This is a genomic window from Novosphingobium sp. GW835-FHT14H07, assembly GCF_058793515.1.
The window spans coordinates 235535-255691 of the sequence record NZ_JBXAFX010000002.1; the positions used below are offsets into that span (position 1 = coordinate 235535).

General features: G+C 63.1%; 19 protein-coding genes. 10 read left to right on the forward strand and 9 right to left on the reverse strand.

Annotated elements, in window-relative coordinates; genetic code table 11:
- Window positions 1-957, forward strand: coding sequence for an amidohydrolase family protein (locus AC1Q5P_RS03190; RefSeq protein WP_492518116.1), 957 nt, complete (start codon window positions 1-3; stop codon window positions 955-957).
- A gap of 66 nt (window positions 958-1023) precedes the next feature.
- Here the strand turns inward: AC1Q5P_RS03190 and rplI are convergent, their stop codons facing one another.
- The 3 genes from rplI to rpsF are packed head-to-tail and all read right to left on the reverse strand — an operon-like array spanning window position 1024 to window position 2226.
- Window positions 1024-1623 (reverse strand): 50S ribosomal protein L9, encoded by a 600-nt coding sequence (gene rplI / locus AC1Q5P_RS03195; RefSeq protein WP_039334765.1) that lies wholly within the window; start codon window positions 1621-1623, stop codon window positions 1024-1026.
- Window positions 1624-1635: 12 nt separating this feature from the next.
- Entirely contained in the window at window positions 1636-1860 is a 225-nt protein-coding gene (gene rpsR / locus AC1Q5P_RS03200) for a 30S ribosomal protein S18 (RefSeq protein WP_011445073.1), read from the reverse strand.
- Between the two features lie 3 nt (window positions 1861-1863).
- Entirely contained in the window at window positions 1864-2226 is a 363-nt protein-coding gene (gene rpsF, locus AC1Q5P_RS03205) for a 30S ribosomal protein S6 (RefSeq protein WP_039334770.1), read from the reverse strand.
- Between the two features lie 208 nt (window positions 2227-2434).
- Between rpsF and AC1Q5P_RS03210 the strand changes: the two genes are divergently transcribed.
- Window positions 2435-3211 carry an enoyl-CoA hydratase gene (locus AC1Q5P_RS03210; RefSeq protein WP_492518117.1) on the forward strand — a complete coding sequence of 259 codons (777 nt, stop codon included), beginning with the start codon at window positions 2435-2437 and terminating at the stop codon, window positions 3209-3211.
- A gap of 21 nt (window positions 3212-3232) precedes the next feature.
- Here AC1Q5P_RS03210 and AC1Q5P_RS03215 read toward each other — a convergent pair whose 3' ends face one another.
- Window positions 3233-4390, reverse strand: coding sequence for an acyltransferase family protein (locus AC1Q5P_RS03215; RefSeq protein WP_492518118.1), 1158 nt, complete (start codon window positions 4388-4390; stop codon window positions 3233-3235).
- Between the two features lie 248 nt (window positions 4391-4638).
- Between AC1Q5P_RS03215 and AC1Q5P_RS03220 the strand changes: the two genes are divergently transcribed.
- Together AC1Q5P_RS03220 and AC1Q5P_RS03225 are read left to right on the forward strand one after the other, a co-directional pair.
- Window positions 4639-6717: an EAL domain-containing protein gene (locus tag AC1Q5P_RS03220; RefSeq protein WP_492518119.1), complete on the forward strand. Its 2079-nt coding sequence runs from the start codon at window positions 4639-4641 to the stop codon at window positions 6715-6717.
- A gap of 92 nt (window positions 6718-6809) precedes the next feature.
- Complete coding sequence (locus tag AC1Q5P_RS03225) at window positions 6810-7751, forward strand: DUF808 domain-containing protein (RefSeq protein WP_492518120.1); 942 nt, start codon at window positions 6810-6812, stop codon at window positions 7749-7751.
- A gap of 4 nt (window positions 7752-7755) precedes the next feature.
- Here the strand turns inward: AC1Q5P_RS03225 and AC1Q5P_RS03230 are convergent, their stop codons facing one another.
- Window positions 7756-8124, reverse strand: a complete 369-nt coding sequence (locus AC1Q5P_RS03230) for a PilZ domain-containing protein (protein ID WP_052242402.1) — start codon at window positions 8122-8124, stop codon at window positions 7756-7758.
- 217 nt (window positions 8125-8341) lie between these two features.
- Between AC1Q5P_RS03230 and AC1Q5P_RS03235 the strand changes: the two genes are divergently transcribed.
- Entirely contained in the window at window positions 8342-8875 is a 534-nt protein-coding gene (locus AC1Q5P_RS03235) for a GNAT family N-acetyltransferase (protein ID WP_492518121.1), read from the forward strand.
- A 67-nt stretch (window positions 8876-8942) separates the two neighbouring features.
- On the opposite strand, the gene AC1Q5P_RS03240 is transcribed toward AC1Q5P_RS03235, so the two are convergent.
- Entirely contained in the window at window positions 8943-10373 is a 1431-nt protein-coding gene (locus AC1Q5P_RS03240) for a glutamate ligase domain-containing protein (RefSeq protein WP_039334965.1), read from the reverse strand.
- An 80-nt stretch (window positions 10374-10453) separates the two neighbouring features.
- Between AC1Q5P_RS03240 and AC1Q5P_RS03245 the strand changes: the two genes are divergently transcribed.
- The 5 genes from AC1Q5P_RS03245 to AC1Q5P_RS03265 all read left to right on the forward strand — a co-directional run bounded on the left by AC1Q5P_RS03245 (window position 10454) and on the right by AC1Q5P_RS03265 (window position 16015).
- The gene (locus tag AC1Q5P_RS03245; protein ID WP_492518122.1) at window positions 10454-11281 is read left to right on the forward strand and encodes an LD-carboxypeptidase; all 828 of its coding nucleotides are present in this window, start codon (window positions 10454-10456) and stop codon (window positions 11279-11281) included.
- A gap of 74 nt (window positions 11282-11355) precedes the next feature.
- Window positions 11356-12291, forward strand: coding sequence for an ACP S-malonyltransferase (fabD, locus tag AC1Q5P_RS03250; protein ID WP_492477661.1), 936 nt, complete (start codon window positions 11356-11358; stop codon window positions 12289-12291).
- Window positions 12292-12295: 4 nt separating this feature from the next.
- A complete protein-coding gene (gene fabG, locus AC1Q5P_RS03255) occupies window positions 12296-13060 on the forward strand; it encodes a 3-oxoacyl-[acyl-carrier-protein] reductase (RefSeq protein ID WP_465123237.1) in 765 nt (254 codons plus the stop codon).
- 202 nt (window positions 13061-13262) lie between these two features.
- On the forward strand, window positions 13263-14390 hold the full coding sequence (gene dnaN, locus AC1Q5P_RS03260; RefSeq protein WP_062343443.1) for a DNA polymerase III subunit beta: 1128 nt from the start codon (window positions 13263-13265) through the stop codon (window positions 14388-14390).
- A 179-nt stretch (window positions 14391-14569) separates the two neighbouring features.
- Window positions 14570-16015: a methyl-accepting chemotaxis protein gene (locus AC1Q5P_RS03265; protein ID WP_492518123.1), complete on the forward strand. Its 1446-nt coding sequence runs from the start codon at window positions 14570-14572 to the stop codon at window positions 16013-16015.
- A 55-nt stretch (window positions 16016-16070) separates the two neighbouring features.
- Here the strand turns inward: AC1Q5P_RS03265 and AC1Q5P_RS03270 are convergent, their stop codons facing one another.
- From AC1Q5P_RS03270 to AC1Q5P_RS03280, 3 genes are all read right to left on the reverse strand, one after another.
- Window positions 16071-17819, reverse strand: a complete 1749-nt coding sequence (locus AC1Q5P_RS03270) for an N-acyl-D-amino-acid deacylase family protein (RefSeq protein ID WP_193826891.1) — start codon at window positions 17817-17819, stop codon at window positions 16071-16073.
- Between the two features lie 113 nt (window positions 17820-17932).
- Window positions 17933-19243: an FAD-dependent oxidoreductase gene (locus AC1Q5P_RS03275; RefSeq protein ID WP_492518124.1), complete on the reverse strand. Its 1311-nt coding sequence runs from the start codon at window positions 19241-19243 to the stop codon at window positions 17933-17935.
- Window positions 19244-19324: 81 nt separating this feature from the next.
- On the reverse strand, window positions 19325-20143 hold the full coding sequence (locus AC1Q5P_RS03280) for an alpha/beta fold hydrolase (RefSeq protein WP_492518125.1): 819 nt from the start codon (window positions 20141-20143) through the stop codon (window positions 19325-19327).
- Window positions 20144-20157: the final 14 nt, after the last annotated feature.

Genomic DNA, 20157 nt, shown 5'->3' on the forward strand with positions numbered 1-20157 from the left:
ATGGGAGCCGGCTCTGCCTCGGCCCAGAACACCACTGCCGCCGTGGCACCGATCATTGATGTTCACATGCATGCCATGGCCGAAGCGCCCTGGGCCACGCCCGTTTGCCCGAATCAGGCGCGCTTCGAAGCCTCGGATCCGAAGAATGGACCCGAAGCACCGTTCGGCTGGTCCAGCGAGGAGTGTTCGCCCAAGCTCTATCCGGCACCCAAGGGCGAGTACATGAAGGCAGTCCTGGCCGAGATGGAGCGCCTCAATGTGCGCGGCGTCGTCTTCGGCGATGTCGAGGCGGTGAAGACGTGGCAGGCGGCGGCGCCGGCGCGCGTCATTCCAGGAACTGCGTTCGGCCGGGTCGAAGGCGGGGATCCAGCCAAGCAGCTCAAGATGCTGGAGGTTGCCTTCACCAAGGAGGGCTTCAAGGTCATGGGTGAGATCGGCTTGCAGTACGAAGGCATCTCGCCATCGGACATGCGCGTCGATCAGTACTTCGCGCTGGCAGAGAAGCTGGACATTCCGGTGGCGATACACATGGGCACGGGCGGTTCTGGCCGCGCCAACATTGCGATGCCGACGTATCGCGGCTCGATGGGCAACCCGCTGTTGCTGGAGGAATTGCTGGCGCGACATCCGAAGCTGCGGGTGCAGGTGATGCATGCCGGGTATCCGATGATCGACAACATGCTGACGCTGCTGCAGGCCAACAGCCACGTCTATGTCGATATTGCCGGACTGATCTGGAGCTACCCGCGCAAGGACGTGAACCGCTACATCGAGCGGCTGGTCGATGCGGGCTTTGGCGACCGCGTGATGTACGGGACGGACCAGCTCGCATGGCCTGGGCTGATGGCTTACTCGATCGGGCTGATCCAGAACGCGGACTATCTGAGCCCAGAGCAGAAGCGCGACATTCTCTACAACAATGCCGCGCGCTTCCTGCGGCTGGAACCCGCGAAGTAAGGCCAAAAAGAAAAAGGGGCGCCCCGAAGGACGCCCCCAATTCTGTTGCCGAAAAGCGATGAAGCCTCAGGCTTCGGTCGCTTCCTCGCCGCCTTCCAGCAGCTCGGCCGGGATTTCGCCCGGTTCTGCGTTCGGATCGTAGGCTTCGGTGAAGCCGCCGGTCTCGTTGTCGAACATCGCGTCGATGACGTTGACGCCCTTCGACTGCAGTTCGGCTTCGTCGGGCGAACGCGCGACGTTGACCTTGACGTTCACCGAGACTTCCGGGTGCAGCGAGACCTTGACGTCGTAGACGCCGAGGGTCTTGATCGGGCGTTCGAGCACGATCATGGCCTTGCTGACCTTGGCGCCCTGTTCGACCAGAGCGTCGGCGATGTCGCGAACCGAGACCGAGCCGTAAAGCTGGCCAGCGTTCGAAGCGGCGCGGATGAGCACGACTTCCTTGCCTTCGACGTTGCCCGATTCATTCTGGGCGTCTTCGCGGCGGGCGGCGTTTTCGGCTTCGATGCGGGCGCGGTTGGCTTCGAAGACCTTGCGGTTGGCTTCGTTGGCGCGCAGGGCCTTCTTGTTGGGAAGAAGGAAGTTGCGGGCGTAGCCGTCCTTCACGGTGACTTCGTCACCGATCGAACCCAGCTTCTCGATGCGCTCGAGCAGGATGATCTGCATGGGTAGCGCTCCTTACTTCACGATGTAGGGCAGGAGGCCGATGTGCCGGGCGCGCTTGATCGCCTGGCTCAGCTCACGCTGCTTCTTCGCCGAAACGGCGGTGATGCGCGACGGAACGATCTTGCCACGCTCGGACATGAAGCCCTGCAGCAGGCGCACGTCCTTGTAGTCGATCTTCGGCGCGTTCTTGCCCGAGAACGGGCAGCTCTTGCGGCGACGGAAAAACGGACGAGCCATGTCTTATTCCCCTTCGCGTTCGCGGCGACGGCTGCGCTCGCGATCGTTCTTGCGCATCATCACGGACGGGCCGGCTTCATGCTCGTCAACGCGGACGGTCATGTAGCGGATCACGTCTTCGTTGATCTGCGTCTGACGCTCGAGCTCGGCGATCACGTCGCCCGAAGCTTCGATGTTCAGCAGCACGAAGTGTGCCTTGCGGTTCTTCTGGATCTTGTATGCCAGCGAACGGAGGCCCCAGGTCTCGGTCTTGGTGACCTTGCCGTTGTTGCTCTCGACGATTTCGGTGGCGGCGGCCGCGAGCGTATCAACCTGAGCCTGGCTCAGATCCTGACGCGCGAGAAAGACATGCTCGTAAAGCGGCATGCTTCGTGCTTCCTTATCTAACTAACCGATCGCTGGCTTGTCCGCGGGATTGCGGGGCCCCTCCGGCTTTCTTCGGTTTTCACGGGACATCCCGCGAAGGGGCGGCGCATAGCGATTCTGGCGTGGAAAGCAAGCCTGAACTTGGCCGGGGTTGGCTTGCCAAGGGCTGATGACTTGCCTTTAATCGCTCCATTAAGGGAGATGCAGGATGCTGGTCAAAGTCGAACGCCATGATGCCGTGGCCGTGGTTACGCTCAACCGCCCGGAAGCGATGAACGCCTTGTCTTCGGCTATGCGCGCCGAACTGGCGCAGGTGATGCGCGATGTCGATGCGGACGAAAGCATCCGCGCGGTCGTGCTGACGGGAGCAGGGGGGCGTGCGTTCACGGCTGGGCTCGATCTCAAGGAGCTTGGGTCCGATACCTCGAAGCTGGGCGATGCCAACGCCGGTGAGGCCGAACGCAATCCGGTCAAGGCGGTGGAGCAGTGCCGCAAACCGGTGATCGGTGCGATCAATGGTTTGGCCATCACCGGTGGCTTCGAACTGGCGCTGGCATGTGATGTGCTGATCGCCAGCCAGAATGCGCGCTTTGCCGATACCCATGCGCGCGTCGGAATCATGCCCGGCTGGGGGCTCTCGCAGAAGCTCTCGCGGATGATTGGCATTTCGCGAGCGAAAGAGCTGTCGCTGACGGGCAACTTCATCAGTGCGGATCAGGCCTGCGCCTGGGGGCTGGTGAACCGCGTGGTTCCGACAGCAGACCTCCTGTCCACATGCATTGCGCTGGCGCAGGACATGGCAAGCATCGAGCCGCGTATGACAACGGCTTACAAGGCCTTGATCGACGACGGCTACGCCTTGGCCTTCGCTGAGGCACTGGCGCTTGAAGGCCAGGTCTCCCGAGCAATGAACGGGAAGGTCGATGCGAGGCAAGTCGAAGCGCGCCGCCGCGAGGTAATGGAGCGGGGCCGCGCGCAGGGGTAAGGGGGCCGCCGGCCATGCTCGTCAGAAGCGCGCAGGCGAAACCGGCGGGGCAGCAGAGGCGGTCTGCTTCAATGGGGCGCCACAGAACAGGATCGAGGTCAGGTTTGTGGTGCGGACGGCGAGGTAGCTCAAGACCGCCAGCAGCAGGACAGCGCCGGCGCTGACCAGCCATTGGGCCTCGGCCGGCAGGGGTAGTGACCGTGCCTGCGGCAGGACGATCATCGCCCAGACCAAGTGGAAGAGATAGATCGCCAGTGCGCCGTTGACGAAGAAGGTCACGACCTTGCTCGGTCCTCTCACTGCCCAGGCCAGCAGGCGAAACAGCGCAAGCGACATAAGATAGGCCAGCGGCAGTTCGAGCGCGCGCAGCGCCAGCGTCCCGGCGAGGTCAGGATAGATTTCCTTGCCCAGCGCAGGTCGGATAAGCGGATCGAGCGGGACGTAGGGTACCAGCAGCACTGCGATGCCGGGAATGATCCAGCGGCTGCGCAGCGCGAAGATATGCTCGCCAAGCTGGCCGTGCCAGGCCACCACACCAAGCGCGAACCCCGCGGCGTGGAACACGTATTGCTGCCACAGCAGGGTCTCGCTCGGCGCGTTCGGGATCGGCGGGACCTGTTCGATTGCGTAACGCAACAGGCCCCACAGCGCGAGCGAGGCCAGCAAGACCAGCCCTCCGGGGCCTTCGAGCAGCATGGCGCGCCGGACACCGGAGCCGGGCTTCAAGCGCTGCATCGGCATGGCGGCATAGGTGACGCAGAAGCCCAGCAGCACGACCAGAAACCAAAGGTGATCGAGCGCCAGGGGCAGTCCGAGAAAGGTCGGCGATGCCTTGTGCAGTAGCAGGTCCTGCAAGCGGAACTGCACCGCGCCGAGTGTGATAAGGCTCGCCGCGAATGGCAGGCCAAGCCGCCGGGCCCGCTCCGCCAGCCACGCTTTCGTGCCTTTCCGTTCGCGGATCATGCCAGCAAAATACCCGGCCAGCATGAAGAAGGCGAACATGCGGAACACGTGTGTCAGCGAGGCCCAGCCACCGATCACCAGCGATTGCTGGAAGTCTGTTGCGGGCGGTGCGCTCTCGAAGATCGCCTTGGTCGCGACGTGAAAAGGCAGGCCCAGCAGCAGCAGCAAGGCACGGGCGGCATCGAGATGGTGCAGGCGTTTCGCGGGCGAGGACATCGTCGCGCTCTAGCGGTTCCCGCCCGTCTAAGCGAGATAGGCATTCCTATCGGTGGCATCGTCGACGGGCGGACGGCGTTAGGGTGAAAGTAACCACCGCCGTTTAGTCTGAGACGCTGAAAATCCTGCAACTTTTGCTTGAACGAAACTGTCTGATGGTCAGAGGCATATTCAGGGGGCTGGTAAAGCCGGGGGTAGTAGCAAGCGCTGACTGCCCTTCCGCGAAGCCCCCTGCCGGCTCTCCGGCCATGGATCATGTCGATTCAGCGGTCCGGCTTGCGGTTCTGGACGGGTTCGAAGAGGGCGGTCTGGGCTGGCTTTGGGCCACGGACGGCGAAGGCCGGTTGAGCTATATCACGCAGACGATTCTCGACCATGCGCAGTCGTATATCGGGCGCCCTTTTCCGAGCGTGGTCGAAACCGACAACAGCGCCGCCGCAGGCCAGCCATCGCGTTCCCTGGCTTTCCAGTTCTCTGCCCACAGCCGGATATCGGATGTCATCGTGCGCTTTGCCGTCCGCCGTGATGACCAGCGTTGGTGGTCCTTGTCCGGACAGCCAAGGTACACGCCGGAAGGCACATTCACCGGTTACGTGGGCTTTGCCCGTGATGTGACGCAGGAATATGCGCGGCAGCGCGAGGATGAACGCGCCGCCGAATTCGATTCACTGACCGGTCTTTTCAACCGGCATCGCATGACGCGCAGGCTGGATGCCATACTGGCGGCCTATCGCGCTTCCGGCCGCTGCTGCAGCTTGCTGATGCTCGATCTCGACAAGTTCAAGCACGTCAACGATACGATGGGCCATCCCGCCGGGGACGAACTGCTGCGCCAGGTGGCCGAACGCCTGCGCAAGGTAGTCGGGGATCGTGGCGATATCGGCCGCCTCGGCGGTGACGAGTTCGAGGTCATCCTGCCCGACATCGAAGATCGTGGCCGTTTGGGCGAGATTGCCTCCAAGCTGATCCAGATGATCTCGCAGCCCTATGTCATCGAAGGCAAGCGTGCAGTCATCGGCACTTCGGTTGGTGTTGCCGTGGCGCCGCACGATGGCGAGGACCGCGAAGCGCTGGTGGCATCGGCCGACCTTGCGCTCTATGCCGCCAAGAACGGCGGTCGGGGGCAATTCCGCTTCTTTTCGGCCGAGCTCAAGGACGAGGCGCAGGAGCGCACGATCCTCACCGAAGATCTGCGGGAAGCACTGGGGCGCGGTGAACTGGAACTGCATTACCAGCCTGTCGTCCGGATTGCCGACAACTACGTGGTGGGATTCGAGGCGCTGATGCGCTGGAATCATCCCGAACGGGGACCCATCGCGCCTTCGGTGTTCATTCCGATCGCCGAAGAGAGCAACCTCATCGTTCCCTTGGGGGAATGGGCCTTGCGGCAGGCTTGCGCCGATGCAGCCCAGTGGCCGGACAATGTGCGCTTGTCGGTCAACGTCTCGGCCGTGCAGTTTGCCGTGTCCGGTTTCGTCAATGCAGTGGCGTCTGCAGTGGCGACGAGCGGGATCGATCCGGAGCGTCTGGAGCTCGAACTGACCGAAACCGTGTTCATGCGGGACAGCGAAGCGGTTGACGAGGTGTTTGCGTCGCTGAAAGGGCTGGGTGTGCGCCTTGCCCTCGATGACTTCGGAACGGGCTACTCCTCGCTCAGCTATCTGCGTTCGGCTCCGTTCGACAAGCTCAAGATCGACCGCAGCTTTGTCGAGACTTGTGCGGCTAAGGACAACAACAGCGCCAAGATCATCTCCGCGATCATCGGTCTGGCCGAGGCGCTCGGCATGGAGACGACGGTTGAAGGCGTCGAGGCGTTCGACCAGCTCGACGTGGTGAAGAAGCGGGGGGCCAAGCTCGTGCAGGGACACCTGTTTGCCCGTGCCATGCCTCTGGCCGAGGTGGAGGCAAAACTCGAGAGCGGCGATCTGAAGCTAGAGCCCAACGGTCCGAAGCGGCATCGCCCGGAGAGAAGGTCGGTATTCCGCCGCGTGACAGTGATCCATGAGGACCACCGCTACGAAGCCGTCATGCGCGACCTTTCTCGTACCGGTGCGCGGATCGACGGCTTGCTCGGCGTGCCGGTAGGGACCAGCCTTGTCGTCGACCTGGGCGGGGGGCAGCTGGTCGTCTCTATGGTGGTGCGTTCGGAGGAGGCGGTGATCGGCGTCGAATTCGAACAGCCCCTGACCAGCGATGGCGCTGGTGGCTTGTGCACACGTCACCGGGTGCCGCCATCGACGTTACAAGCTGCGGGCGCTGCTGCCGAACCGAAAGGCAAACCACGCTTCATCCAGGTTGCCGTGCCGGGCTCGCGCGAGAGAACCTGACGAAATTGCGCTGAACGGGACCCTTGCACTCGTCTCATCGTTCCCGCACATCGCACTTTCGATTTTCCGCCTCTGCAAGGATCCCAACCAGAATGCCTACCGGCCTTGTCGCCCTGCTTGACGACGTGTCCGTCATCGCCCGTGCCGCTGCTGCCTCGCTTGACGATGTGAGTGCCGCCGCAGCTAAGGCCGGGACCAAGGCCGCGGGCGTAGTGATCGACGACGCGGCGGTGACCCCCTCATACGTGACCGAATTCACCCCGGATCGCGAACTGCCGGTCATCGCGCGCATCGCCAAGGGCAGCCTGTTCAACAAGCTGGTGATCCTGCTGCCTGCGGCACTGCTGCTAAGCGCGTTCCTGCCATGGGCGATCACGCCCCTGCTGATGGCCGGGGGGCTGTTCCTCTGCTTCGAGGGGGCGGAGAAGCTTCTGGAAAAGCTGGGGGCTGAGAAACATGGCCAGACCCTGGAAGACCAACCGGCTGACGCAGCGTCATTCGAGAATGAACGGGTTTCCGGTGCAGTGCGGACCGACCTGATCCTGTCGGCCGAGATCATGGCGATCGCCCTGGCCGAAGTGGCTGATCAGGGCATCATTCAGCAGGCGCTGATTCTGGCGCTCGTCGGTGTGGTCATCACCATCGCGGTTTATGGCACCGTCGGCTTCATCGTGAAGATGGACGATATCGGACTGCATCTTGTGAAGCGGACCTCGGCCACGGCCAAGGCCATCGGCGGGTTTCTTCTGCGAGCGATGCCAGTGTTGCTGGCAGTGCTGGCCACGGTCGGCACGGCGGCGATGCTTTGGGTCGGCGGCGGCATCATCCTCCATGGGCTGGAGGTTCTGGGCATCTCGGGGCCGGCACACCTTGCACACGAGGCGCAGCATTGGGTGGAGCATGCAACGGGCGCACTTGGTGGAGTGCTGGGCTGGCTCACCTACGCGGTGCTTTCTGCCTTGGTCGGCGTGGTGCTTGGTGCTATCGTCGCCTTTGTCGTCCACGCCATCGGCAAAGCGCGCGGAAAACACTGACGCTTCAGGCTGCGCGGCGGACGGGCGCCTGCTTCGGCGAATGCCCCTCGCGATAGTGGCGGATGGCAAACTCGCTCACCAGGCGTTCGAACACAGCGTCGTGCAGGCGATGTTCGAACTCCAGCCCCGAGACCCGATCCCGGCTCCACACCACGAACGCCAGCTTGGGCTGGAGGCCCGGCAGCATCAGGTAGAGCGGTTCGTCGATCCGCAGCTTCTCGAGTCCCTCGATCCTCGCGCCGTAAGGATTGAGATCCTTAAGCATAACCGTTGACCGTGTTGCGCCGTGCTTGCAGCGAACCGGAAGCTCGATTCCCACGCGTGAGGCGCGGCGCTTTACATCGAGTTCTTCGGAACTGGTATCCAGCCACATGACAGGTCCTCCTCTGGTATTAACCACATGGATAAGGACGGAGCGTCGGGACAGGATTTCAGGGCGGTACGTGTTTGCCGCAAGACCCGTGCGTCAGTTGCAAGCGGCACAGCTTGATTTGCAAGTGTAACGCGAGGCCAGCTTGCGCTGGATCAAGGCTCCGACTGTTGAGGGCATTAATCACGCATCAGCTTCACAGGATGCCAAGGAGATCCTCATGACCGCCGCAAGCCTTGCCGAACTCGCCCCGCTTCGTCCCTTTGCAACGCGCGACGGCACGCGCCTGGATGTGCGTGCGGCCTTTTCCGAAGACGAGGCGGTGCTGGAAAGCTTCTTCGAAAACGTCAGCGCTGAGGACCGCCGCTTCCGTTTTCTCGCAGCAAGCCGCCATGTCGGACACGACCAGCTCTATCCACTGACCCATTGCGATCACTGGCACACTGAAAGCTTCCTGGCATTTGATCATGAGAGCGGGGTGCTCGTAGCCTCGGCGGTACTCGCCTGCGACGCCAAGATGGAGACCGGGGAAATCGCCGTCTCGATCCGCAACGACTGGCGCGGTCGCGGCATCGGCTGGGCGATGCTCGACCTGCTTGGTGAAGAAGCGCGCAAGCGCGGGCTGCGGCGCGTGATCTCGATCGAGGATCGTGACAACCATGCCGCCATCGAACTTGAGCGCGAACGCGGCTTCGTGCCCCGTGCCATCGATGGTGACCCGCGCCTCGTGCTGCTGGAAAAGCGCTTCGACTGACGCAGGTCCTCGGGTCGCATCGAGGCTGCAGCCGGGGCAGGGGAAGGCCTGCTCCGGCTTTTGTTACTCAGGGTAATCGGGCGAGCATATCCCGCGCAAACAGCGAAAGCGTGTCGTCGCGCGCGCCCATGATTACGATCCGGTCGCCCGGGCGGGCAAGGACAACGATTCGGTCGGCGCAATCATCGCGCGAGGGGAGGTATTCGGCCTGCCCGCCGTGCTCGCGGATCATGCCGACGATGCGCTCTGACCCGACCGAGCGATCCACCGTTCCACCGAAGTAGACAGGATCGCACAGGATCGTGACGTCTTCCGGAGACAGTCGGGTCGCCAGGACTTCTGCGAGTTCGTGGCCCATCTGTCGCAGCGGACCATAGCCGTGCGGCTGGAAGAACGCGATCACCCGGCCCGGGTGGGCCTTGAGGGTGGCGAGAGTGGCCGCGACCTTTTCAGGGTTATGACCGAAATCGTCGATGACCGTGATCCCGCCGGCGCTGGTGCCGACGATGTCGAAGCGGCGGGCCAAGCCGGAAAAGCCTGCAAGGTGCCGAACACCGTCGTTCAGCGGTACTCCGGCGGCCTGCGCTGCAGCAAGGGCCGCCAGCGCATTGGCAAGGTTGTGGCGGCCCGGCACCTTGAGCGTGAGCGGATAGGCGGCGCCGTCGTTGCGGTCGATGACCGTCGCGGAGATTGAAGTGGGCCCTTCCGCAATCGTGCCTGGTTCTACGAAGATGCGCGCATTGCCTGCAAACCCGAACGTCACTGCCTTGTTTGCGCGATGTACCAGTGCAAGGCTTTCCGGGTCATCGGCGTTGATTACTGCAATCGCCGCCCGGCCGAGGAAATCGCCAAACAACTCGTGCAGTTCCTCAAGGCTCTTGTGATCGAGACTGACGTTGTTCAGCACTGCAATCAAAGGTTCGTAGAGCGCGATGGAGCCATCGCTCTCGTCAACCTCCGAAACAAAAATGCCGCCAGAGCCGACTCTTGCGGAGGCGAACGGTGCATCCGCCGCAACAAAGTTCTTCATCACCGCGCCGTTCATGATCGTCGGATCCCGCCCTGCGGCGGTGAGGATCCATCCGATCATCCCCGTCACGGTGGATTTGCCGCTGGTGCCGCCCACCGCAATGCTATGCGCACTCGCGTTGAACAGTCTCGACAGCAACTCTGCGCGGCTCATACGCTCACAGCCGAGCGCCTTGGCTTTGACGACTTCGGGGACAGTATCCTCGACAGCCGCCGAGGCTACGAGCACTTGGCCTGCCGAGGTCAGGCCTGAACCATCCTGCGCAAACAGCTTAAAGCCGAGCGTTTCCAGCCATGCGAACTTCTCCGGCGTCCTGCCCTGATCGCGGCTGCGGTCAGACCCTGCAACCTGGGCCCCCATTCCCCGCAGGATCAGCGCGAGCGGCAACATCCCCGAGCCGCCGATCCCGCAAAAGAACCAGTTGCGCGTGGTGAGATCGGAAGGGGCTGCAGGATCGGTCGTGGTCATGCCCTTGCGGTATGCGCCCGCGCGGCTGGTGACAACCATCCGATTGCCGCTTTTACCGCAGCGGAGAAACCGGCTAGGGAATGCGGGTGACCAGACGCATCGCCATCTGCGCGCCTTCGACGCCGTTCACACGGGAAGACGCCGCGCGCGTGATTGCCTTGGCCGAGGCGGAATCCCCCGAACTCGAACTTGTTTTCCACGAACAGTGCTTTGTCAGCGATGGGCACTTCGCCGGATCGGACGCACTGCGGCGCGCAGCATTCGTCGAATGCGCCAATGATCCCGCGTTCGAGGCGGTTTGGTTCGTGCGCGGTGGTTACGGCGCCAATCGCATCGCCATGGATGCGCTGCCCGAGCTCAGCGCGTCGGCCTATGACAAGCAGTATCTGGGCTACTCGGACGGCGGGACTTTGCTCGGACTGCTGTACCGCGCCGGCATTGGCCGGCAGGTCCATGCACCTATGCCGGTCGATCTGCGCCGGCCGGGCGGCGAGGCTGCTGTCCTGCGCACGCTGGATTGGCTAAACGGAGGTCGTGCCGGCCTTGAACCTTCGCTTGCCGGCGGGAAGCCCTCCGTCGCATTCAACCTGATGACGCTCGCAATGCTGTGCGGAACGCCACTGATGCCGAACCTTTCCGGGCACGTCGTGATGGTCGAGGAAGTTGCCGAGTACCTCTATGCGGTGGACCGGCTGCTGTTCCATGTCACCGGCAGCCTTTCCTTGGTTGGCGTGGCAGGGCTTCGCCTTGGCCGCGTCAGCGACGTGCCTGAAAACGACCGCCCCTTCGGTTGCGAGGTCGAGGACATGGCGCGACACTGGTGCTCGCGCACCGGGATCGCCTATCTCGGGCAGGCCGACATCGGCCACGATATCGACAACAAGATCGTCCCGTTCGGGCTTGCCTGAAGAGAACGGCGGCAATAGGGCGCGCGCCACAGTAGTGACGGCAACCAATTCGGGCGCGATTGAGGAGAGTTGCAATGCGAGCTTTCGTTTTTCCGGGGCAGGGCAGCCAGAAGGTCGGCATGGGCCTCGAACTCGCCGAAGCCAGCGCCGTGGCGCGCGAAGTGTTCGAGGAAGTTGACGACGCGCTTGGCCAGAAGCTTTTCCAGATCATGAAGGAAGGCCCGGAAGACGCTCTGACCCTTACCGAAAACGCCCAGCCCGCGATCATGGCCAACGCCATCGCCGTGCTGCGCGTGCTCGAGAAGGAAGGGGGCATCACGCTAGCAGAGAAGGCCGATTTCGTGGCTGGGCACAGCCTTGGCGAATATACTGCGCTTTGCGCTGCGAGCGCGTTCAGCCTTGCCGATACCGCACGCTTGCTGAAGCTGCGCGGCCAGTCGATGCAGGCTGCGGTGCCTGTCGGACAGGGCGCGATGTGCGCGCTGCTGGGGGCCGACATCGAGAAGGCGACTGCCCTGGCCGAAGCTGCGGCCGAAGGAGAAGTCTGCACTGTCGCCAACGACAATGATCCGACGCAGGTCGTGCTTTCCGGCCACAAGGCGGCGATTGAGCGCGCGGTGGCGATGGTCAAGGATCATGGCATCAAGCGCGGCGTGCTGCTGCCGGTGTCCGCGCCGTTCCACTGCCCGCTGATGCAGCCTGCGGCGGATGCCATGGCCGAGGCGTTCGAGAAGACTCCGCCGGCTGCGCTGCGCGTCGCGCTTTTCGCCAATGTCACCGCCGCAGTGGTGACCGATCCTGCGGAAGTGAAGCGCCTGCTGGTCGAACAGGTCACCGGCCGCGTCCGCTGGCGCGAAAGCGCGATGGCGATGAAGGATGCGGGTGTGGAGCAGTTCGTCGAACTCGGCGGCAAGGTCCTCGGCCCCATGATCAACCGCTCGGTTGCCGACGTGTCCGTCACCAGCGTCATTGGCATGGCCGACATCGAAGCCATCCTCAAGGAGCTCTGAGCCCATGGAAAATCGTCTTTTCGACCTCACTGGCATGACCGCCCTCGTCACCGGCGCTGCCGGGGGCATCGGCTCCTCGATCTGCCATGCACTGGCAAAGCAGGGTGCCCGCATCGCCCTGTCGGGCACCAATCCCGCCAAGCTGCGCGCCTTCCGCGAGGAACTGAACGACACATACGGTCATGACCACGTCGAGATCACCTGCGATCTTTCGAACACCGAGCAGGTCGAGCATCTCGTCCCGGCGGCGATGGACACGCTGGGCAAGCTCGACATTCTGGTGAACAACGCCGGCATCACCCGTGACAATCTGGCCATGCGGATGAAGGACGAGGAATGGGACGCGGTCATCCGCGTCAACCTCGAAGCCGCGTTCCGCCTGATGCGCGCCGCGACCAAGCCGATGATGAAGGCCCGCTTCGGCCGCATCGTCACCATCACCAGCGTTGTCGGTGCAACCGGCAATCCCGGCCAGGTCAACTACGCGGCGGCCAAGGCCGGACTCGTCGGCATGTCCAAGTCGCTGGGTCAGGAACTCGCCAGCCGCGGCGTCACCGTGAACTGCGTCGCGCCCGGCTTCATCCGCACGGCGATGACCGATGTGCTGCCCGATGGCCAGAAGGACGCGCTCAACGCCCGCATCCCGATGGGGCGCATGGGCGAGGGTTCGGACATCGGCGCTGCTGTCGCCTATCTCGCCTCGAAGGAGGCGGGCTACGTCACCGGCCAGACGCTGCACGTCAATGGCGGCATGGCGATGATGTCGTAATGCTCTCCTGAGCCCCGCCACAGGCTGATTCTGGCGGTTTTATCCCCAACTTAGGGGACAAGGGCGGGGCCGGTGCTTGCCGAGTCCCGCCTCTGCGTTAAGACAGGTAGTCCGAACCAAACGCCGGGGAGCGTGATTCCCCGGTTCAGCCATATTCACGGGGCAGGGCCATCCGGCCGCTCCCGGGGGGATCGAGACGAGAATGAAGGCGACGATCGAACGCGCGACGCTCCTGCGCTGCCTGTCCCACGTCCAGTCGGTGGTCGAGCGCCGGAACACGATTCCGATCCTGTCCAACGTGCTGATCGAGGCCGCGCCCGACAACACGGTCCGTCTGATGGCAACCGACCTCGATCTCCAGATCGTCGAGACCATGGCTGCCGTCTCGGTCGAAAGCCCGGGGGCCATTACCGTTTCGGCGCACCTGCTGTTCGATATCGCGCGCAAGTTGCCGGATGGCTCGCAGGTCAGCCTTGAGACGTCGGACAATCGCATGATCGTGAAGGCTGGCCGCAGCCGCTTCCAACTGCCGACGCTGCCGCGCGATGATTTCCCGGTGATCGTCGAGGGTGACTTGCCCACCAGCTTCGAAGTTCCCGCGCGCACGCTGGCCGAACTGATCGACCGCACCCGCTTTGCGATCTCGACCGAAGAGACGCGCTATTACCTCAACGGTATCTTCCTCCACGTTTCGGACGATGCGCAGCCCGTACTCAAGGCCGCCGCCACCGATGGCCACCGCCTTGCCCGCTTCACCATCGCTCGCCCCGAAGGCGCAGAGGGCATGCCCGACGTGATCGTGCCGCGCAAATGCGTGGGCGAGCTGCGCAAGCTGCTGGAAGAAGTGCTCGATTCGGCCGTGCTGATCGACCTTTCCGCCAGCAAGGTCCGCTTCACCCTTGGCGGTGAAAACGGCGTAGTGCTCACCAGCAAGCTGATCGACGGCACCTTCCCGGATTATAGCCGAGTCATCCCGACCGGCAACGACAAGCTGCTCAAGCTTGATCCGCGCTCGTTCTTCGAAGGCGTCGATCGCGTGGCGACGATCGCCACCGAGAAGACCCGCGCCGTGAAGATGGCCTTGGAGAATGACCGCGTGACGCTTTCGGTCACCAGTCCGGACAACGGCACTGCTGCCGAAGAACTCCCGGCAAGCTATGCTGCCTCCGGCTTCGAGATTGGCTTCAACGCCAATTATCTGAAGGACATCCTCAGCCAGATCGACGGCGACACGGTCGAACTGCACCTTGCCGATGCCGGAGCGCCGACGCTCATCCGCCGCGATGATAAGTCACCTGCGCTTTATGTGCTGATGCCGATGCGCGTCTGATGCTATTACGGTCCGTGCGATGCACGGACCGGCGGCCGGCACCGGTCTGATCACCATCGTTACAAGACACGATGTTGGGTTAACGAAAGTAAGTTTTGCCTCTCGTAGTGCCACTGTAGTGCCAATTACCGTATTTGAAGCGCAAGGTAGAATAGCGTGCTCGAACAGGAGTATCGAGCATGCAGAGTTCCCACGATCCCCAGGCGGTGGCCAAGAAGCTGGCTTTCTTTAACATCGGCAGCGAGGATCTGGCCCGCTTCCCTGAGATCGCATCGGCGTTGCGCAAGCACGCACCGCCTGCACTGGACAATCTTTACGACCAGATTTCCGCAACCCCGGAGACATCCCGCTTCTTCGGTTCGCGCGCTGCGATGAACCATGCTCGTGACAAGCAGATAGAGCATTGGGCCGGGATGTTTGGCGGCTCTGTCGACAAAGCCTATTTCGACAGCGCCGAGCGGATTGGCAACGTGCATGCTCGGATCGGACTTGAGCCAGGCTGGTATATTGGCGCCTATGCCTCCGTGCTCGAGAACATCGTAAACAAGATGTTCGCAGGCTTCACGGCAATCTTCCGTCGGCGGCAGTTGGCCAGGTCTGTCGGTTCCATGATCAAGATGGCGCTGCTGGACATGGAGGTGGCGCTTTCGACGTACTTCAAGGCCGAGGAAGCTGCGCGAGTTGCGGTCATCGACGAAGTGAGCGCAACCTTGCGCGCGATGGCGGAAGGTGATTTTGCCACTCCGGTGCCGGATTTGCCGACAGCGTTTGCGGAACTGCAGAAGCATCTCGACGGCATGCGGGTCCAGGTTTCAGGCGTGTTGCGCAACGTGGCCGACACATCCGGCTCGGTTGACGTCGGGGCCAAGCAGATCCGCCAGGCTTCCGACGATCTGGCGCGCCGTACCGAACAGCAGGCGGCGAGCCTGGAGGAAGCATCGGCGGCGGTCACTGCGCTGGCCTCGACCGTCAATACGACGGCAGGCGATGCGGCGCACATGCACGATTCGGTGCAGCAGGCGCATGGCGAGGCGATGCGCGGCGGCGAAGTCGTCAGCGAAGCGGTCCAGGCCATGAACGATATTCACAATTCGGCGCAGGAGATCGGCAAGATCATTTCTGTCATCGATGGCATCGCGTTCCAGACAAACCTGCTTGCGTTGAACGCGGGCGTAGAGGCGGCCCGTGCCGGAGATGCTGGCCGGGGGTTCGCGGTCGTGGCCACCGAGGTTCGCGCGCTGGCGCAGCGCACTGCAGACGCCGCCCGGGATATCAAGCACCTGATAACGGCCAGTTCGACGCAGGTAGAGCGCGGGGTGAGCCTTGTGGGGCAGACCGGGGATACCTTTGCCCTTATCGTGGAGCAGGTCGGCCATGTCGCCCAGCTTGCCAGCAGCATCGCCGCGATGGCGCAGGATCAGGCTGGCAGCATTGGCCAGGTTCGCGAGACCGTGCGTGAGATGGACACCATGACCCAGCAAAACGCTGCGATGGTCGAGGAAGCCACGGCAGCGGCACGAAGCCTTGCGGGCGAGGCCAACCGCCTGTCTTCGCTGGTTTCGCAATTCAGGCTTCAGGGCAACTTCGGCCATTCTGCGAATGCAACGTTCCGCAACGCTGCCTGAATTAACGTGAAAGCCGGCAGGCCCGCCCCCGAATGAAGGGGCGGGCCTGCTTGCGTCATTCTGCCGCTTCGAGCAGATCCGCCCGCTGCGGGCCGCGGATCAGCACGCCCGGCGTCGCCCCGGTCCATTCTCCCTTGCGGAACGTCACCTTGCCGCCCTTGATGGTGTAGTCATACCCCTCGGCTTTCTGAAGCAGGCGCTTGCCGCCCGCAGGCAGGTCAAACGCCAACCAAGGCTTGAGCAACTTGATGTTGTCGAAGTCGATGATGTTGATATCGGCCAGGTATCCCGGTGCCAATATGCCGCGATCGTCCAGCCCGTAGAGCCTCGCCGTGTCGTGGCACTGGCGCTTCACGGCATGTTCCAGGCTGATCCTGCCGCCACGCTGGCGATCCCGGACCCAATGCTGTAGCATGAACGTCGGACTGGCCGCGTCGCAGATCGTTCCGCAATGCGCTCCGCCATCGGAGAGCGAGTTCACGGTATCTTCGGATGCTTGCAATGCCTCCAGGAAATCGAGGTTGCCATCGGCGTAATTCAGGATCGGCAGGTAGATGAAGCCGGTTCCGTCATTCTCCATCAGCTTGTCGTAAGCATAGGCGTCCGGCGCAACGCCTGCCGACTTTGCACGGGCGAGCACGCTGGCTTCGGCCTGCGGCTCGTAATCGAAGCCGTCGTCCATGATGAATTGGTTGTGCCAGCCTTGCGAGATCATCATCAGCAGGCCGATGATGTCGCTTTCCGGGTACTCGTTTGCTTCGGACAGGACTTTCTCGCGGAAGGCCGGGTCCTTGAGGTGGGCGAGTTGCTCTTTCCATGGCAGGTCGGCAATCGCCACATAGCTTGGCCGGAAGCGGAAGGGGTGGATCGTGCCCTGCCAGGCCATGATCACGCCGTTTCCGCGCAGAGCGATCTGGGCGACGATGTTTGCCCCTTGCGCGTTCTGGCGGCGCATTTCCGCAATCTGTTCCTCGAGCGGCATTTCCTTGGCGATGGACTGCAGCGCCGCATAGGTGACGGGCAGCCCGGTCTCACGGCTGAGCGCCCCCATCCAGCCGAATTCATCCCATTCGCGGCGCATGTCGGAAGCCATTTCGAACACGCCATGGCCAACACGGCCCATCGCGCGCCCGATCTCGATCAGCTCTTCCGCCGTGGCCGTGGTGCCGGGGACCACTTCACCGTCGACCGACTTGTGGATCACCGTGCGGCTGGTCGAAAAGCCGAGCGCGCCGGCACGGACACCTTCCTCGACGATCTCTGCCATCTTGCGGATGTCGTCCTCGGTCGGGATTGCACCCGGTTTCTCGCGATCACCCAGCACATATGCGCGTACCGCCCCGTGCGGCACGTGCGTGCCGATATCGACCGCGCGCGGCATCTTCTCCAGCGCATCGAGGTACTCGGGGAAAGTCTCCCAGTCCCAGGTCATGCCCTCGGCCAGCGCAGTGCCCGGAATGTCTTCCACGCCTTCCATCAGGCCGATCAGCCAATCGTGGCGATCAGGCGCGGCGGGGGCGAAGCCGACGCCGCAGTTGCCCATGACCACGGTGGTCACACCATGCCAGGAAGAAGGCGCCATTTCGGCGTCCCAAGTCGCCTGACCATCGTAGTGCGTGTGTACGTCCACCCACCCCGGCGCAACGACACGGCCGGTGGCATCGATCTCCTCGGCAGCATCGCCGCGCACAGTGCCGACGGCGGCAATGAGGCCATTCTTCACGGCAACGTCGCCGGTAAAGCGCGGCGCGCCGGTTCCGTCGACGATCGTCCCATTGCGGATGATCAGGTCATAGGCTGGCATAAGCTGGCTCCTTCTCCCCGCGCAGGCCGACTCAAGCTGGTCGCCTGTCGCGTTAACCGGGCGATTAAGTCAGAGGTTTGCCCGACGGTCAACTGTCCGGGCAGGGCGTTGCATCAATCATGGCCGCTGGCCCTAATCATCTCTTCGACGTCCACGAATTTCTCGCGCGGAGCATCGTCCCGTGCGCGCAACGTTTCGGCTTCCTCGATCTTCTTCCAGTCGTCGAAGCTGACCACGTCCAGCTTGCGGGCAGCTGCGAGGGCATCGAAGCCAACGCGCCCGGTCTTGCGTTGGCTCTGGGGAAAGTCCTCAGCGATCATTTCGACGATGCCGAAGCCATCCGGACGGTTGGTGCCGATCGTGCCCGAAGGCCCCCGCCGCGCCCAGCCCACGCAATAAAGGCCGGGGAGGATGCGCCCTTCGTCATTGGCAAAGCGGCCGGCGCGATCATCGAAGGGCACGCCTTCGATCGGCGAAGTCTGGTATCCGATGCACGAGATCACCAGGTTCGCCGGAATTTCGTAGAACTCGCCTGTGCCGACCGCGCGGCCCGCCTCGATACGCGTGTGCTCAACGGAAATCGCCTGCACCTGGCCTTCGCCCATCAGCCCCCGGGGCGAGGCGAAGAAATCGAATTCCACCTCCAGCGGCAGGTCGGCGCGATGGCTTTCCGGGATGGCCGCGAAAGAGCGCAAATGTGTCACGGACTTGCGGATGCCCGGTTCAAGCAGCGCGTCTTCCACTTCTTCGGGCAAGTCGCGCGGATCCACCCACGGGGCGGTGCGGGAAAGGTGGCCAAGCTCACCCAGTTCCTTGGGTGTCATCATGATTTGGTGAGGTCCGCGCCGCCCGAGGATGACGATCCGCTTGATCTTCGAGGCCATCAGCCGTTCAAGCGCGTGCGCCACGATGTCGCTTCCGGCAAACTCCTCGCGCGTCTTGGAAAGGATGCGCGTCACGTCGAGTGCGACGTTGCCCATGCCGATGACTACGGCGGTGTGGCCGGACAAATCAGGATCGAGCGCGGCGAATTCGGGGTGGCCATTGTACCATCCGACAAAGGCCGCGCTGCCGAAGACGTTTTTCAGATGATCGCCCGGAACGCCGATGTCCTTGTCACGTGGCGCGCCAGTGGCAAGCACGACCGCGTCGTACAGGCCCTGCAGTTCCGCAATCGAGACGTCCTGGCCAACCTTGACGTTGCCGACGAAGCGCACGTTGTCGGCAAGCGCGGTCTGTTCATAGCGCCGGGTTACGCCCTTGATCGACTGGTGATCCGGCGCGACCCCGAAGCGAATGAGGCCGTAGGGCACCGGCAGCATGTCGAAGATGTCGATGCGGACGTCATCGCCCCACTGCTTTTGCGCGGCTTCCGCGGTGTAGTACCCGGCCGGTCCCGAACCGACGATCGCGATATGCCGCATGGCCTCTCCTCAGCCTTTCGAGTCTTTCTTCGATGCTATCGTCAAGACAGCAAAAGGAAAGCGGGCCAGCGAGGTTCACGATCAGCCGCGGTGGATATCCTCGTCCAGGAAGGCGCGCAGCTTTTCGATGAAGCGGTCACGCTGGGACAGCATGAACAGGTGACCACCGCCGTGGAACATCTCGATCCGGCTGTGGGTAATGGCATTGTGAAGGAAATGGGCATTAGAGGCCGGAACCAGCTGGTCCTCCTCGTCGGCCATGATCATCACCGGCATGGACAGAAGCGGCAGGAACGGCACGCTGCTCCATGTCGCAAACGCCATCATCTGATATGAGAAGCCAAGCGGCGAGGGCGCCTTGGCCGCATTGAGCGAGACCTTTCCGCTGCCCCCACCATTATAGATCGAGGCGAGGTTTCGGCGCAGTGTCCGCTCTACCGTGTACTCACGTGGATCGGACAGGTGGGCGAGCATGGAGCTATTGCCGGGCACCATGGTCGCGCCGCCGGATGCCGTGGCCGCAAGAACGATCCGCCCGGTCCGTGCGCGGTGCTGGAAGGCGAATTGCTGGGTCAGCGCGCCGCCCCAACTGATCCCGAGGATATCGACCTGTTCGATGCCCAGAAGATCGAGCAGCGACGCCGTGGTCAGCGCCATGCTCGGAATCGTATAGGGCAGTACTGGATCGGGCGAGCCACCGATGCCCGGCATGTCGAAGCAGATCACCTCGCGCTCTGGCAGCGCCCGGGCGACGGGGGCAAGCAGTTCGAGGTTCATGCCGATACCGTTGAGCATGAGCAGAGGGCGATATTGGCCTCTTCCGGCCCCTTCGTGCCAGCGCGCAATGTTGAGACGACGTCCGGCAACGCCGATCTTTGATTGTTTCGGTGTACTGTTCACTATGACCCCACGCT

What these genes read in the sequence shown, in the direction of transcription:
- AC1Q5P_RS03190 (WP_492518116.1), top strand. Translation starts at nt 1, where the DNA reads ATGGGAGCCGGCTCTGCCTCGGCCCAGAACACCACTGCCGCCGTGGCA.
- rplI (WP_039334765.1), bottom strand. Translation starts at nt 1,623, where the DNA reads ATGCAGATCATCCTGCTCGAGCGCATCGAGAAGCTGGGTTCGATCGGT.
- rpsR (WP_011445073.1), bottom strand. Translation starts at nt 1,860, where the DNA reads ATGGCTCGTCCGTTTTTCCGTCGCCGCAAGAGCTGCCCGTTCTCGGGC.
- rpsF (WP_039334770.1), bottom strand. Translation starts at nt 2,226, where the DNA reads ATGCCGCTTTACGAGCATGTCTTTCTCGCGCGTCAGGATCTGAGCCAG.
- AC1Q5P_RS03210 (WP_492518117.1), top strand. Translation starts at nt 2,435, where the DNA reads ATGCTGGTCAAAGTCGAACGCCATGATGCCGTGGCCGTGGTTACGCTC.
- AC1Q5P_RS03215 (WP_492518118.1), bottom strand. Translation starts at nt 4,390, where the DNA reads ATGTCCTCGCCCGCGAAACGCCTGCACCATCTCGATGCCGCCCGTGCC.
- AC1Q5P_RS03220 (WP_492518119.1), top strand. Translation starts at nt 4,639, where the DNA reads ATGGATCATGTCGATTCAGCGGTCCGGCTTGCGGTTCTGGACGGGTTC.
- AC1Q5P_RS03225 (WP_492518120.1), top strand. Translation starts at nt 6,810, where the DNA reads ATGCCTACCGGCCTTGTCGCCCTGCTTGACGACGTGTCCGTCATCGCC.
- AC1Q5P_RS03230 (WP_052242402.1), bottom strand. Translation starts at nt 8,124, where the DNA reads ATGTGGCTGGATACCAGTTCCGAAGAACTCGATGTAAAGCGCCGCGCC.
- AC1Q5P_RS03235 (WP_492518121.1), top strand. Translation starts at nt 8,342, where the DNA reads ATGACCGCCGCAAGCCTTGCCGAACTCGCCCCGCTTCGTCCCTTTGCA.
- AC1Q5P_RS03240 (WP_039334965.1), bottom strand. Translation starts at nt 10,373, where the DNA reads ATGACCACGACCGATCCTGCAGCCCCTTCCGATCTCACCACGCGCAAC.
- AC1Q5P_RS03245 (WP_492518122.1), top strand. Translation starts at nt 10,454, where the DNA reads ATGCGGGTGACCAGACGCATCGCCATCTGCGCGCCTTCGACGCCGTTC.
- fabD (WP_492477661.1), top strand. Translation starts at nt 11,356, where the DNA reads ATGCGAGCTTTCGTTTTTCCGGGGCAGGGCAGCCAGAAGGTCGGCATG.
- fabG (WP_465123237.1), top strand. Translation starts at nt 12,296, where the DNA reads ATGGAAAATCGTCTTTTCGACCTCACTGGCATGACCGCCCTCGTCACC.
- dnaN (WP_062343443.1), top strand. Translation starts at nt 13,263, where the DNA reads ATGAAGGCGACGATCGAACGCGCGACGCTCCTGCGCTGCCTGTCCCAC.
- AC1Q5P_RS03265 (WP_492518123.1), top strand. Translation starts at nt 14,570, where the DNA reads ATGCAGAGTTCCCACGATCCCCAGGCGGTGGCCAAGAAGCTGGCTTTC.
- AC1Q5P_RS03270 (WP_193826891.1), bottom strand. Translation starts at nt 17,819, where the DNA reads ATGCCAGCCTATGACCTGATCATCCGCAATGGGACGATCGTCGACGGA.
- AC1Q5P_RS03275 (WP_492518124.1), bottom strand. Translation starts at nt 19,243, where the DNA reads ATGCGGCATATCGCGATCGTCGGTTCGGGACCGGCCGGGTACTACACC.